Genomic DNA, 13,776 nt, shown 5'->3' on the forward strand with positions numbered 1-13,776 from the left:
GGTTCATGGATACTACATGGGGTATACGCAATTTGCAACACCTATTTATGAGTTTTTACGTGTCATCCGGCCCCCTCGCCGGAAGTAACAAGCTCCCGGCCAGGCCGTTGCCCGTTCTTCAAAGATTAAGCACGGCAGCTATCCGCAAACCGTTCAGCGTAATATCCGGGTCCACATGGTCGATGCGCTCCACGCCCCTGGCGATCAGCGCGGCGTCCCCGCCCGTAGCCACCACGGCCGGGCGCGTGCCCAGCTCCTCCTCCAGCCGGGCCAGGATTTCCTTCACCAGCCCCCGGTAGCCGTACACGGCGCCGGACTGCATGGCCTCCACCGTGCTGGTTCCAATGGCATGGGCGGGCTCCTGCGGGTCGATGGCGGGAAGAAGGGCGGTATTGCGCTCCAGGTAATCCCCCATGCTGGCAAGCCCTGGAGCAATGACGCCGCCCAGATAGGTGCATTGGGGGCCGATCACGTCAAAGGTCACCGCAGTGCCGAAGTCCACCACGACGCACGGGCAGCCGTAATAGGCCGCGGCGCCCACGGCGTTCGCCAGCCTGTCGGCTCCTATCTGGCGCGGGTGGGGGTAGTCGATGCCCACGCCCAGCCGGGAATCGCAGGAAAGGAAATGGCACGGCTTGCCTATCCAGTTTTTCAGCACCTCCCCCACGCGCGGCACTACGGAGCACACCACGGCGGCATCGTAATGGACGCCGGCCAGCACTTCATCCAGCCGTTCCTCGCTCACCTCCCGGGTGGGAATCATGTACCGTTCCGGCAGCAGGGCGTCCGGCGTGGAAAGCACGAACTTGGTGCGCGTATTGGAATTGTCGATCAGCAGATAAGTCACGGAAATCAGTTAGTACGTTCCTCCGCCAGTTTCAAGACCAAATCCGCTATCTTGCCGCTTCCCCCGGTCATCTCCGCCTTCACCAAATTTTCATGCATGCGCCTCCACGGCGCACCGCCTTCCTCAACCATCTCCCGCAAGGCGGCAGCCAGGGCACGGGCGTCCGGCACATGGCGGCCGCCGCCCAGTTTTTCCAGCAGGCGGGCGTTGCCCTCCTCCTGGCCCGGAAGAAGAAAGTTTACCAGCATGGGCCGTGCAGACGCCAGCACCTCGTGCACGGTGGCCCCTCCCGCTTTCCCAACCACCACATGGCTGGCGGCGAGATAGAAGGGCACGCGGCGCGTCCAGCCGCGCACGGCCAGCCTATGCCCGTATCTGGCGCGCAAATCCCGGATATGGGGGTAAATGCGCCTGAACCGGCGGCCCAGGATGCAGGTGACGCGTATGGAGGGGTCCGCCTCCAGCATGGCCTCCAGCTCCGCGCGCGCATGCCGTGCGGAACGCTGGGCAAAATAAAGCACCCGGAACGGCTCGCCCGCCTTCCAGGAAACGGGGCGCTCCCGCGCCAGCGCCCCCAGGCCGGGATTGACGGGGAATCCCGTGACGCGCACCCTGTCCGGAGGAAGCCCCTTCTCCACCATGATTTCCCGCGTCCAGGGGTCCGTCACGGCCCACGGGGGGACTCCGAACACAGCCAGGACTTATTGATGACGAAGGAATCCGTCACAACGGTCAAGTACGGCACCGCGTTCCCCGTGCGGGCCGCCAGGGAATCCAGCATGTAGGGATACACCATGTACGTGCAGACCACGGCGTCCGGCTTCCAATCCCGCAGCAGCCGTTCCAGAAAACGCTCCACGGGAGCGAGCCCCTTGACGGGTTTTTCCGCCAGGTTGCGCTTGTCGCTCACCTCGTACATCAGCTTCCAGAGGCGGGGCAGGCGGGAAATAATCCACAGGTAGGCGGCGCGCGTCAGGCGGAACATCCGGGGCATCGCCTCCGCGCACAGGTCCGTCACGCGGACTTCCGCGCGCCCTGCGAGGGCATCCCGCACACCCCTGGCGGCGGAATTGTGCCCTTCCCCGTATCCCGCAGTCACGATCAGAATTCGCGGCAGCCTTCTCTTCTCCATGGGACAGGATATACCAGTATTCCAGTCAATCGGAAAGAACTTCTTGCAGGAAGACGGGCACGCCCGCAGAGCTTCTTCCGGCAGATCCGGCGCAGCGCCTGCCTTGACGGCAGGGGCCGGAAGAGCCTTGTTCCCGGCGGGGCAGCCAGCGGGAAACACGGAAAAACACCTTCCCGCGGACTGCGTGAAAACGCCCTGCCGGGAATGAAGGCCTCCCGGCCTTCATCATTGGATCCAATCCGGAATGAATCGAAGAGGTTTTGTCTGCAAGGGCCGAAAGGCCCCTGCGGCCCGCGGACGGAAAAGGACCGCAAAACAGCATTTGCACACCATTATTCCCCTCCCGAATCCGGATTTAACATTGACCTGCGCAGGCCGTCAGGGCAAGCTTTCAGCCATGCGCATCGTCTTCATGGGCACAGGCGACATTGCCATTCCCGCCTTCCGCAGCCTGGTCCGTAACTCGGACCTGGTAGGCCTGGTCACGCAGCCTGACCGCCCCGTCGGCAGGCACCAGGTGCTTACGGCTCCCGCTATCAAGAACATTGCCAGAGAAGCGGGCATTCCCGTGCTCCAGCCGCACTCCCTGCGGACTCCGGATGCGCTGATCAACCTTAAAAGGCTGAATCCGGACCTGATCGCGGTCATGGCGTACGGGCAGATTCTGAGCCAGGAAGTGATTGACATGGCGCCCATGGGCTGCATCAACGCCCATGCCTCCCTGCTGCCGCGCCACCGCGGAGCGGCCTGCATCCAGTCCGCCATCAAGTCCGGCGATTCCGAGACGGGAATCACCATCATGCACATCGTCAAAAAGCTGGACGCCGGGGACATCATCGCCCAGATCAGCACCCCGCTGGAAGGCACGGAAACCGGCGGCTCCCTGCACGACAAGCTGGCCCAGATGACGCCGGACGTATTGCTCCCAGCCATCCACGCCATTGAAAAGGGAACCGCCACACGCGTCCCTCAGAAGGAATTCCTGGCGACGTACGCTCCCAAGCTCCTGCGTGCGGACGGAAAGATTGACTGGACGCGCCCCGCAGAGGAAATCGGACGCATGATCCGGGCGTATGACCCGTGGCCCGGCACCTTCACCAATTACTGGAACCGCAAGAAGCGTATCCGCAACATGAAAATCTTCCCCGGCTTCTCCATCGTTCCGGAGGCGGAAGGGAAACCGGGCCAGGTGCTTTCCGCCGGAGAACAGGGGCTGCTGATCGCCTGCGGAAGCGGCGGCCTGCTGGTGACGAACGTCCAGCTTGAAGGAAGTACGCGCATGAACATCTCCCAGCTCATCGCCGGCCACCCGAATTTGAAAGACATCCATTTTGACGTGTAAATGGCCAAGTCCTTTTCCATGGAGAGCCTGAACGCGGCCCAGAGGAAGGCCGTACAGACCCTGCAGGGGCCCGTGCTGATCCTGGCCGGGGCCGGAACGGGCAAGACGCGCACCGTCACCTGCCGCATCGCCCACATGGTGGACCGCGGCATCAGCCCCAAAAGCATCCTGGCCGTGACGTTCACGAACAAGGCCGCCCTGGAAATGAGGGAGCGCGTAGGCCAGATGGTGGAACGGAAGGCGGCCCGCCAGATCATGGTGAGCACCTTCCACTCCCTCTGCGTGCGCATCCTGCGGGAGGACATAGGCCGGCTGGGGTACAAGACCAATTTCACCATTTACAGCGGTTCCGAGCAGAGCGGACTGATCCGGCGCCTGATCGTACGCCACGGCGGCATCACGGAAAAAATCACCCCCAAGGACGTGCTGTCCGCCATGAGCCGGATGAAGAATAGCGGCCTGGGCCTGGATTCCATTGAAGACAACCTGACGGCCAACATCGCCGCCTCCTACCAGCGGGAGCTTCAGGCGCAGAATTCCGTGGATTTTGACGACCTGCTGATTCTGGCGGACAAGCTGCTGAAGGAGCACCGGGACGTCAGGGAGGCGTGGCAGCAGCGCTTCCGCTATATCACCGTGGATGAGTTCCAGGATACCAACAGCCTCCAGATGAGCCTGCTGGGACACTTGGTGGGTCCCGCGCACAACGTCTGCGTGGTGGGCGACGACGACCAGTCCATCTACGGCTGGCGCGGCGCCCAGATCAGCAACATCCTGGAGTTCGAACGCTTTTTCCCGAACCCCGCCGTCATCAAGCTGGAGGAGAATTACCGCTGCACCGCCCCCATCCTGGACGCGGCCAACGCCCTGATCCGCCACAACCTGGGCCGGAGGGACAAGACGCTGCGCGCCCACAAGGGCGGCGGAGAAGCAGTGAGGCTGATTTCCATGCCCGGAGACGCGGAGGAAGCGGAGTTCATCATCACGGACATTGAAAACGTCCGCAGGCAGGAGGAGCGCCCCTGGGAGGATTTCGCCATCCTGTTCCGGGCCAACACCCAGAGCCGCATTATTGAACAGACGCTCCGGGAGCACAAGATTCCCTACCGCATGGTGGGGGCGCAGAGCTTCTTTGACCGCAAGGAGGTGAAGGACCTCATTTCCTACCTGGCGACCATTGAAAACCCGCAGGCTGACGAATACCTGCTGCGCATCCTCAATACGCCCCCGCGCGGCATCAGCGAGCTGACCAGTCACCTGGCCATCGACTGGAGCCGGGAACACGGCAACAGCGTATGGGCCGCCCTGCAGGACGACGAATTCCTGGCCACACTCTCCACCCGCGCCCGCAACAGCGTGCTGGAGTTCAACGACCTGATTGCCAGATACATCGACCTTTTCCAGGATAAGGAGACCGATTTTGGAGACGCCCTGGAACAGCTCATTGAAGAAACCGGATTCAGCGAGTACGTCACGCGCCTGTGCAAGACGGAGGCAGAAATCCAGAAGCGGCTGGTATCCATCGGGGACGTGAAAGCCTCCCTCCGCAACTTCTGGCAGCCCGGAAAAACCCTCCGGGACTATCTGGCCCAGGTCACTCTGGACAAGGAGGACAATGACGACGACGTGGAGAACAAGCCCGGCGTGTGCCTGATTACCATGCACGCCGCCAAGGGGCTGGAATTCCCGGTGGTGTACCTCGTGGGACTGGAAGAAGGCATCCTGCCCCACAAGCGTTCCCTGGAAGACGGCAACTGTGACGAAGAACGCCGCCTGCTTTACGTGGGCATCACGCGCGCCCAGGAAAAACTCATGCTGACCTATTGCGCCACGCGCCTGCGCTACGGGGACCGCATGCCCTGCCAGCGTTCCTCTTTCCTGAGTGAAATTCCTCCCCACCTGATGGATTATTCCAAATGGGAGGATCTCATGAATGCGGAAGCGACGGAAGAGGAGTCCGGAAACTTTTTCGACTCCCTCCGCAGCATGCTTCTGGAAGATGAATAAAAGGCAGCCGGGTGCTTCACCGGCTGCCTTTAAACCATGAGTTATTTTTTACCGGGACAGGTTTAGCGGGAACGGCGGCGGCGCATCAGCAGGGCCGCCAGTCCAAAAAGGCTGAGGGAAGCCGTGGCCGGTTCCGGAACAGCCAGGCTCGGCATTCCGTCCCTGACTGCCAGGGCGGACATTCCGTAGTCGCCGGCCAGGGAAAGCAGGCTGTCGGAGAAGTCCATCGTGACCGAAGAGCTGGGATTGAAAGAAGAATTGGTTTCAAACTGCCAGGTCAGCATGAACGTACCGCTGGAAAGCAGGGTAGCCAGGCTACCGCCGCTGATGTGAAGCAGATCCACTACCTGCCCGTTGGAGCCGGCCAGATAGATATTCTTGACGTTGATACCAGTACCGGTCAGGTTCACGGGGCTGTTCGTTCCCCACGTGGCCACATTTGCCAAGCCGCTTATGGTGAACACGGAAGACATCGTATAGGAACTATTGGCCTGAAATCCGGTGACGCTAACGTCACCGGGGGCGACGAGGCCTCCCACCCCAAGAACCAGGGTCTCATTCCACCCGCGGGTGGTCTTGGCGGCATCCAGGTCATAGCCGTAAGCCTGCTTCCACATGTTCAGGCCGCCGGTCCCGATCGTGTGCGTACCGTACATGTTGCTGTTGGTAGCCTGCACTCCTCCGAGCAGACCGCCGGAGATGTTATACGTAACCTGAATCGCGGACGCCGTACCGTCCGTAGCTTTCATGGAATTGCCGGTCGTGCGGTTGCCACTTGTCATTGTACCGCTTGCCAAATTCCACGGAGCGGAATAGGTGTTCGAACTTTCGCCGAACGAAACCATTGTCGTTTTCCCCCATCCCGGTGCGGAGCACAGGAGAGCAAGGAGCGACATTATACATAAACGCATTTTCATATCATCAACAGAGATGGAGTTTTTCCGTTTGCTTATATCCTGTTGACGTCTTTCCTTTGATTGACGATCAACAAGGGATTTGACTCGAACCCGCCTCCCAGGTTCACACGATAGATGAAAAAAAAGTCCCATTTTTTCAATTTCACACGCAATTCGTTTAGATACAACAAGAAAGCATTTGTCATCCGTTTTGACATCCTTTTCCGCTCCAAGGGCTTCAGGGCAGGTTCATCCTCCTTTCCGGGCACAAAAAATCCCCCCGGCCTGGACCGGAGGGATTGAAAAACACAGGCTTAACGCCCCTGTCCGTCACCAGAAGATGATGTACAGGGCAACCGTCGCGGCAATCACGAACCAGCCGAATATCTTGGCGCGTGAAGAGGACTGGAGGGCCACCACGCCTCTATCGGGCAGCACGATGGACTGTCCGCCGCGGGCGACGTTCACTGCCGTGAAGATGAAGCCGATGATCACCACCGTAATAAAGCACACGGCCATGCGGTTCAGGAAGGCCATTTCCGGCTGCCATATCTTCAAGGCTCCGTACAGGAGGGCATTGATGACAATACCCAGCCAGCCGAAGATGCGCGGGCACTTGGGCACGAAGAAGCCGAAGAGGAACACGCACAGGGCACCAGGACTCAGGAAGCCCTGGAATTCCTGGATGAAGTTGAAGATTCCTCCGAAAGCAGGGCTGTCCAGGAACGGCGCAATGCACAGCGCAATCACGGCGCACACCAGCAGGCCGATCTTGCCAACAGTAACAAGCTCCGTGGGCTTCGCGTTCCTGCGAAGCTTGTTGTAAATGTCCATCGTAAAGATGGTGGAGGCGGAGTTCAGCATGGACGCCAGGGAAGACACCACCGCGCCGAAGAGTGCGGCAAGCACAAACCACGTCCAGCCCGTGCCGGGCAGCAGCTTCCTGATCAGCGTGCCGAAGGCGGAGTCATAGTCAAAGCCCACCAGGGTATCCGTCAGATAATAGTTGTCCGAGTTGTCTACGGCCGGCTTGATGATCTTGCTGTTAAGCGAGGCGATCTTTTCCACGAACGGAGCGCGTTCCGCCAGAGTAGTCTGGTCATTGGCGGCATCCGCCTTCAGATCGGCGCAGGCCTGTTTCAATTCGGCCATGACCTCGCCGCCAACCTTCATCACCTCCGCGTTATGCAGGGCGTGGGCGCAGCCTTCTTCCACGTTTTCCACCAGGAAGCTGTCCGTAAGCTTGTAGATGACGGGACGGCCCTGGACCTTGGCGGGGTCTTCCGCGTTGCGGATTTCCGCCGCGTACTTCACTTCGGCCTGTTCCTTCAGGTCATTGCGGTACAGGTTGTAGGCCAGAATGCCAGGCACTACCACCACAAACGGAATGATGAGCTTGAGGAACGCGGCGAACACGATGCCCATCTGGCCTTCCGCCAGGGACTTGGAAGCCAGCGTACGCTGCATGATGTACTGGTTCAGGCCCCAGTAGAAGAAGTTGGGAATCCAGAGACCCAGGCAAAGGGCCGTCCACGGGATTTCCGCATCGTCAGCAGGGCGGATCATGTGGAGCTTGCCGCCCACGGTATTCACGCCGCTGGCCGCATCGCCGGAGTTGAGTTCAAAGAAGCGCGTCACCCCGTGCCAGAGGCTGTCCGAGGGATTTCCCAGGGAAGCGACCGTTGCGCCGGAATTGGCGGCGGCAGACTGCACCAGATGGTTCGGGTCCGCACCGCTCAGCGCCATCAGGGCAAAATATGCCACCACGCCGCCGCCTACAATCAGGGCGGCGCCCCAGAACAGGTCCGTCCAGGCGCAGGCTTTCAAACCGCCCACGAACACGTATACCGTAGCACAGAAGGCAATGATGATGCAGCCCACGGTGATGTTGCCGAAGTCAATGCCCATGGCAGTGTACCCCGTAAAGAACACGGAGATAACCTTGGCGCCGGCGTAAATCACGCCCGCAGTCGGCACGCCCACCAGAATCAGCAGCGTAGCAATGGCCATCAGGGAACGCGCCAGCGTATTATAGCGGTATTCCAGGAATTCGGGAATGGTGTATACACCGCCCTTCAGCAGCTTGGGAAGGAAGCAGAAGGCCACGACTACCAGCGTGATGGCGGCCAGCCATTCATACCCGGCGATCGCCATGCCAACCCAGTTGGCGGCCTTGCCGGACATCCCCACAAACTGTTCCGTGGAAATGTTGGCGGCGATCAGGGAGAAACCCACCAGCCACCAGGTCAGGCCGCGGCCGGCCAGGAAGTAGTCTGAAGCGCCTTTGGTCTTCTTTTCTTCCTCCGTTTCCTCAGGATCACGGCTTTTCCAGATGCCCAGGGCGATTACGCCCACCACAACCACACAGAACAGGATGACTTCCGTTATGGAAAGGGGGGCTGTCTTGGGTTCAGCGGAGGCTTCCGGAGCTGCCTGGGAGGCAACGGCGGCGGAGGCCGCCGGCTGAAGTTCCGCAGCCGGCTGTGCTTCCGCAGCGGGGGTCACGGCCGGAGCGGCCAGGGCGGGCTGCGCATCAGCCGCCGGTGCGGGCACGGAGCCCTCCTGGGCGGAAACGCCCCACGTCATCAGGGCCAGAGCCCCGAATATGGTTGCTAGTGTTCTCATAATCAGTATGGATTAAGCTTGGTACAGGACACGGGCGCCTTCTCCGGCACAGGTCACAAGGTAAGTGGTTTCAATGCCCGTTTCCTGGCAGTAGCCGTCCAGAAGCTCGCGGGCCACCTTGTCCACGTCTTCCGTCTTCACCAGGGCCACGATGCACCCGCCGAAGCCGCCGCCCGTCATGCGCGCGCCGTAAATGGAGGATGCGGAAGGAATGCGGTCGCAGAGGGAAACCAGGGTATCCACTTCCGCGCAGGAAACTTCATAATCGTCACGCAGGGAGGCGTGGCTGCCGCGCATGGCTACGCCGGCTTCATCCCAGTCGCCGCGGGCAAGGGCGTTCGCAAAGGCGTTTACGCGGGCGTTTTCACCAATGACGTGGCGGGCGCGGCGGTAGCGCACGTCGCCAAGCTGTTCCTTGAAGGATTCCAGCAGCTCCAGCGTGGCTTCCCGCAGGGAGGGCACGCCCATGATGGCGGAGGCTTCCTCGCACTGCTTGCGGCGCTGGCCGTAGGCTCCGTCCGCCAGGGAGTGTTTCACGGCGCTGTCCAGCACCAGCACGGAGACGGACTCGTTGTTCATCGGCACCAGTTCATATTCCAGCGTGGCGCAGTCCAGCTTGAGGGCCATGCCCTTCTTTCCGTTGGCGGAAATAAACTGGTCCATGATGCCGCAGGGAACGTTCACGAATTCATGTTCCACGGCCTGGCCGATCAAGGCCACTTCCTTGGGATCAATTTCAACCCCGGCGAAAGCGGCAAGCGCCGTGCAGACGGAAACTTCAAGAGCGGCGCTGGAGGAAAGGCCGCCGCCGCGGGGCACGTTGCTGTCAATCAGCATGTCCACCGGACCGATTTCTACGCCGCGCCTGTGCAGGTTGGCCAGAACGCCGCGGACGTAGTTGGACCAGAACGGATCGCCGGGAACCAGGGCGTCCTCCACCGCAATTTCATGGATCTGGTCGCCCAGGGAGCCGCAGAAGCGGTGCTTGCCCACGGGGGAGGGAGCCACAGCCACAACACAGTGGTTATCAAGAGCCATGGGCATCACAAAGCCATTATTATAATCCGTGTGCTCACCGATGAGGTTCACACGCCCCGGCGCCGCAGCCACGTGAGTCGGCTCCTGACCGAAATACTCGATGAAATACGGAGTCACCGTTTCTTTAGAGATTTCTCGCTGAACTAAATCCATAGTGGGCTGATTCTGCCCCATCCCTTTCCGCACCTCAAGGTTAAAGTCTCCGCCCCGCAACAATTTTCTTCATTTTCAACCAAATATTCCAAGCACCCGTTGCCAGCCGCCCGCATTCCTTTCAAAAACGGGCCTGCACCGGCCGGCCACGAGGCGCCAGCCCCTCCAAATCCCGTTGCAAACGACGGCCTCCGGCCTGCATTTCAGGGATGCGGGGAAAGGCGGAGCGTCACTTCGCCCCGCGGGCGAACAGTACCGCCGGGACAGTTTTCAGGAGCAGTTTGACATCCAGCCACAGGGACCAGTTGTCAATGTACTCCATGTCCAGCTCCACCAGTTTTTCAAATTCCCGGATGTTGCTGCGCCCGGCTATCTGCCAGTACCCCGTCACCCCGGGCAAAACGCTCAGCCTGCGGCGGTGGGCGTCACTGGTAAAGGCCTCCGTCTCATAAACAGGGAGCGGCCGCGGCCCCACCAGGCTCATTTCCCCTTTCAGCACGTTGATGAGCTGGGGAAGTTCGTCTATGCTGAATTTGCGCAGGAAGCGGCCGAAGGGGAAGATGCGAGGGTCATGCTCCAGCTTGAAGATGGGGCCGTTCATGTCGTTGCCGTAACTGGCCTTCACCTCATCCAGCCTCTTGTCCGCATCCCGGTACATGGTGCGGAATTTCCACATGCCGAATTCCCGGCCATACAGGCCGGAACGCTTCTGGCGGTAGAAGACGGGACCGCGGTCAGACAGCTTGATGCCTACGGCCGCCAGCACCCACAGGGGGAACGTGCCCACCAGAAGCAGGAGCGCGCCCACCCAGTCCAGTATCTTTTTCAACTGCCAGGAGGTGGTGTAGGGAATGGGGGTGGACTTGTACACCAGCATTCTGGTTCCTCCCAGCACGCCAAAATAGGTTTTATGCACGTCGGGCATGCTCACTACCATGCTCGCGTAAAAATCCACTCCCATCTTGCCGCACAGCTCCACCAGGCACCGCGCCACGGCGGAGTCCACCTCCTCCGGAAGAAACACCACCTTGCTGATGCAGCCCTTGATCAGCAAATTCCTGACTTCCGCGCGGTCCACCTCTTCCGGAGCCATCACCAGCAGTTCATCCTTGAAGTCCACATGGTCGCTTTCCAGCATCTTGCGGAACTCCTTCACATGGTCCGGAATGCCCACCACCAGCGTGGGGGCCTCCTCCACCAGCCTCTTTTCCGCCCGGAACCGGCTGATGCGCAGCCAGAGGGCGCCCAGGAACGTGAGCAGATAGGCCAGGGTCTGGACAATAATGTTCGCGGAAAAGGGAACAAAGTACTTCCACGTCACTATGCTCAACACCACAAAACAGGCGTACGCCATGACAAACCGCCGGATGCTTCCGCCCAGCGTCATGCACCGGTAGTAAACGCCCAGCTGGTCACAGCAGACATACAGCAGCAGGGACATCGTCAGCGGCGTCAGCACCAGCGTGCGCAGCCGCCACGGTTCCGGAGCCACCCCCATCCATTGCCACGAAACGAACCCGACAACGAAGAAGATGACGAATGCGAGGATGGAAACGACAATTTTATTGATCCCGTAGGTAGTACGGTCTGCATTTTGAATCAGCATCGAGAGAGTGTAAGTTAGTCGGCACTTAAAGTGCGCTGTCCCGGTCTTTTTGTCAAGTTGCATGCTCACCCTGCCGCTTTCCGCCCGGAATAATGCGCCCTTCCGGACGGTCTTCCTGTCTCCGGACGGGCGGAAAGCCCAAAATGACGGTATACCGGCTTGCAAGAATCCGGCTCCCTGTGCATTGGTATACGCGTCAATCGACCGGACTGGTACCGCACCTAGCCTGATCGCCCCCCTATCAGACCACGCATGGACCGTTGATTGGGGCACGGGGCATCCTTACTCCTGGCTTTTCTCATGGTAGCGGAACGTCCCGGCGATTTTCCGGATGGAACTTACTGCGTACAGCGATAAATCCGGCATGACACCAACATAATCATCAACTTAGAATATAAGTATGTCACAGCACAACACACAGGGAAGACAGGGCCAGGGAGCCCGTCGCCGCTATAACAAGGGCGGACGCTCCTATGGCAATGACCGCCGGGATTCCAGCGGCTACCGTCCCAAGTATAAAAAAGAAGCACCTGCCAAACTCTCCTTGTGGCAGCGTTTCCTGGGCCTCTTCGGCATCCGCCCGGCCAAGAACAACAAACCCGCCGCCAGGGATAAAGCCGCCGCCAAAACCAATACCCGCGTGGCCCGCAACAGGCAGGAGCGCGTTTCCGCTCCCAAGCAGCCCGTCTCCAACCGCAGGCTTTACGTGGGCAACCTTTCCTATGAAGCGACGGAAAGCGACCTTGAAGACGTATTCAAGGGCATCGGGGAAGTCAGCTCCGTGGAAATCATTTACAACCCCCGCACCCACAAGTCCAAGGGCTATGCCTTTGTGGAAATGAAGAAGATGGAAGATGCCGTCCGTTCCGTGGACATCCTCCACAACCAGCCCTTCATGGGCAGGAACCTGCTGGTCAGCGGCGCCAATGAACGCCAGGAACAGTCCCGGCAGCCCCGCGAAACCCGCGAGCCCCAGGAAGAACAAGTTTCCATGGAGGAAGTGAAGGAAACCTCCACTCCCCTGCTCCAGCCGGAAGCTTCCGCTCCCCAGGCCCAGGAACAATAACCGTTTTATCATGCAGAAGCCGGCCTTTGGAAAAAGGCCGGCTTCTTGCGTTTACAGGACGACGCGTTTTATCCCTCTTTCACAAAATCCTCTTTCGCCCTCCGCCTTCTCTTTCCGGAAAACCTTCGGCCTCGCCCCGGTCAAAAACGTGCAAAACCATGCAGCCCACACGCTTGCGCCTATGCCGCCACGGACTGGAAAAACTTGAAGCCCCGTGTCCCCCTTCCCGGCGACGGAATGAGAAAAGGACCATGACCGTCACGGCAATCCCCAGGCTCCGCGCAGGCGCAGGTATTCCTTGGCGGGCAACAGGATGTAAAGGGGATGCCGGGAGGGGTCCAGCCATGCGATCATGGCTCTCAAATTTTCCTCGCTCATGGCGGTGCACCCCGCCGTGGGAGCTCCCCCATCCCTGCGCCAGATATGGAAGAAGATGGAGGAACCGGCCCCCGGCACGGGTTTTTCCCGTCCGGATGCGGCATTATGCCGGATGAACAGTTTCAGGCTGTGGGCGTAATCGTTCAGCTTCATCTGCTGCTTGAACTCCCACGGCGTGACGGGGTCATGCTTCAGCACGAAGTGCTGGTTGTACAGCGGAGAAGCGGGATCATCCACCCACATGTCCCGCGGCGTGATGCGGCGGTACGGCATGGAACGCTTCTTCTGCGGAACGGGAACGGTGCCATACACGCCCCCCAGCTCAAAGATGCCGGCGGGAGAGCGCAAGTCCCCCTCCTTCTTCACCGGACCGCCGGAGGGAGGCATGCTGACGCCCCTGCCCCACACCAGACCGGCCTTTCCCAGACGCGCCGGAAACGGACCTTTCACCATCACCCAGCCGCGCGGCCCCTTCTCCAGAAGGCTCAATTGCACATGGGAGCTGTTCCAGCCGTCCGCGGAACCCACAATCACCTGGCTGCAATCCGCGGGAAGAGCCGCGGCCGAAAAACAGAACGCCGCCAGCATGCACAAACACAGGTATACTGCCTTCATGGGCCGTAGCATAACGGCGCCGCTCCGGAAAAAAAGCAAATACTCCGTCTCCGCAGCCGCACCGCTGAACG

At 60.3% G+C, this 13,776-nt stretch carries 11 protein-coding genes; 3 read left to right on the forward strand and 8 right to left on the reverse strand.

Translation table 11 applies throughout. The features are described from left to right. Nucleotides 1–118: 118 nt before the first annotated feature. Genes PVA48_RS04560 through PVA48_RS04570 form a run of 3 tightly spaced genes read right to left on the reverse strand, consistent with a single transcriptional unit; the run spans nucleotide 119 to nucleotide 2,138 of the window. Nucleotides 119–847, reverse strand: a complete 729-nt coding sequence (locus tag PVA48_RS04560; protein ID WP_022396894.1) for a type III pantothenate kinase — start codon at nucleotides 845–847, stop codon at nucleotides 119–121. A gap of 5 nt (nucleotides 848–852) precedes the next feature. Then, nucleotides 853–1,539, reverse strand: a complete 687-nt coding sequence (locus tag PVA48_RS04565; protein WP_423232309.1) for a glycosyltransferase — start codon at nucleotides 1,537–1,539, stop codon at nucleotides 853–855. After that, entirely contained in the window at nucleotides 1,512–2,138 is a 627-nt protein-coding gene (locus PVA48_RS04570) for an MGDG synthase family glycosyltransferase (RefSeq protein WP_423232310.1), read from the reverse strand. Before PVA48_RS04570 ends, PVA48_RS04565 begins: the two co-directional genes overlap by 28 nt. A gap of 163 nt (nucleotides 2,139–2,301) precedes the next feature. Here PVA48_RS04570 and fmt point away from each other — a divergent pair, with 163 nt between their 5' ends. After that, nucleotides 2,302–3,321, forward strand: coding sequence for a methionyl-tRNA formyltransferase (fmt, locus tag PVA48_RS04575; protein WP_240454377.1), 1,020 nt, complete (start codon nucleotides 2,302–2,304; stop codon nucleotides 3,319–3,321). Continuing rightward, complete coding sequence (locus PVA48_RS04580; RefSeq protein WP_022396897.1) at nucleotides 3,322–5,328, forward strand: ATP-dependent helicase; 2,007 nt, start codon at nucleotides 3,322–3,324, stop codon at nucleotides 5,326–5,328. Nucleotides 5,329–5,390: 62 nt separating this feature from the next. Here PVA48_RS04580 and PVA48_RS04585 read toward each other — a convergent pair whose 3' ends face one another. From PVA48_RS04585 to PVA48_RS04600, 4 genes are all read right to left on the reverse strand, one after another. Then, the gene (locus tag PVA48_RS04585; RefSeq protein ID WP_180973005.1) at nucleotides 5,391–6,077 is read right to left on the reverse strand and encodes a PEP-CTERM sorting domain-containing protein; all 687 of its coding nucleotides are present in this window, start codon (nucleotides 6,075–6,077) and stop codon (nucleotides 5,391–5,393) included. 477 nt (nucleotides 6,078–6,554) lie between these two features. Then, nucleotides 6,555–8,849: a sodium:solute symporter family transporter gene (locus PVA48_RS04590; protein WP_218957691.1), complete on the reverse strand. Its 2,295-nt coding sequence runs from the start codon at nucleotides 8,847–8,849 to the stop codon at nucleotides 6,555–6,557. A gap of 12 nt (nucleotides 8,850–8,861) precedes the next feature. After that, entirely contained in the window at nucleotides 8,862–10,004 is a 1,143-nt protein-coding gene (galK, locus tag PVA48_RS04595) for a galactokinase (RefSeq protein ID WP_180975215.1), read from the reverse strand. A gap of 265 nt (nucleotides 10,005–10,269) precedes the next feature. Next, on the reverse strand, nucleotides 10,270–11,646 hold the full coding sequence (locus PVA48_RS04600; RefSeq protein WP_102728603.1) for a sugar transferase: 1,377 nt from the start codon (nucleotides 11,644–11,646) through the stop codon (nucleotides 10,270–10,272). A 400-nt stretch (nucleotides 11,647–12,046) separates the two neighbouring features. Here PVA48_RS04600 and PVA48_RS04605 point away from each other — a divergent pair, with 400 nt between their 5' ends. Further along, entirely contained in the window at nucleotides 12,047–12,712 is a 666-nt protein-coding gene (locus PVA48_RS04605) for an RNA-binding protein (RefSeq protein WP_022396903.1), read from the forward strand. Between the two features lie 258 nt (nucleotides 12,713–12,970). On the opposite strand, the gene PVA48_RS04610 is transcribed toward PVA48_RS04605, so the two are convergent. Continuing rightward, a complete protein-coding gene (locus tag PVA48_RS04610) occupies nucleotides 12,971–13,705 on the reverse strand; it encodes a L,D-transpeptidase family protein (protein WP_180973044.1) in 735 nt (244 codons plus the stop codon). Nucleotides 13,706–13,776: the final 71 nt, after the last annotated feature.

Source organism: Akkermansia sp. JRP_AM1 (assembly GCF_049262625.1).
Classification (GTDB): domain Bacteria; phylum Verrucomicrobiota; class Verrucomicrobiia; order Verrucomicrobiales; family Akkermansiaceae; genus Akkermansia; species Akkermansia massiliensis.

Excerpts from the sequence above, each read along its gene's own strand:
- PVA48_RS04580 (WP_022396897.1), top strand. The coding sequence starts at position 3,322 with ATGGCCAAGTCCTTTTCCATGGAGAGCCTGAACGCGGCCCAGAGGAAG.
- PVA48_RS04585 (WP_180973005.1), bottom strand. The coding sequence starts at position 6,077 with ATGAAAGCTACGGACGGTACGGCGTCCGCGATTCAGGTTACGTATAAC.
- PVA48_RS04590 (WP_218957691.1), bottom strand. The coding sequence starts at position 8,849 with ATGAGAACACTAGCAACCATATTCGGGGCTCTGGCCCTGATGACGTGG.
- PVA48_RS04600 (WP_102728603.1), bottom strand. The coding sequence starts at position 11,646 with ATGCTGATTCAAAATGCAGACCGTACTACCTACGGGATCAATAAAATT.
- PVA48_RS04605 (WP_022396903.1), top strand. The coding sequence starts at position 12,047 with ATGTCACAGCACAACACACAGGGAAGACAGGGCCAGGGAGCCCGTCGC.
- PVA48_RS04610 (WP_180973044.1), bottom strand. The coding sequence starts at position 13,705 with ATGAAGGCAGTATACCTGTGTTTGTGCATGCTGGCGGCGTTCTGTTTT.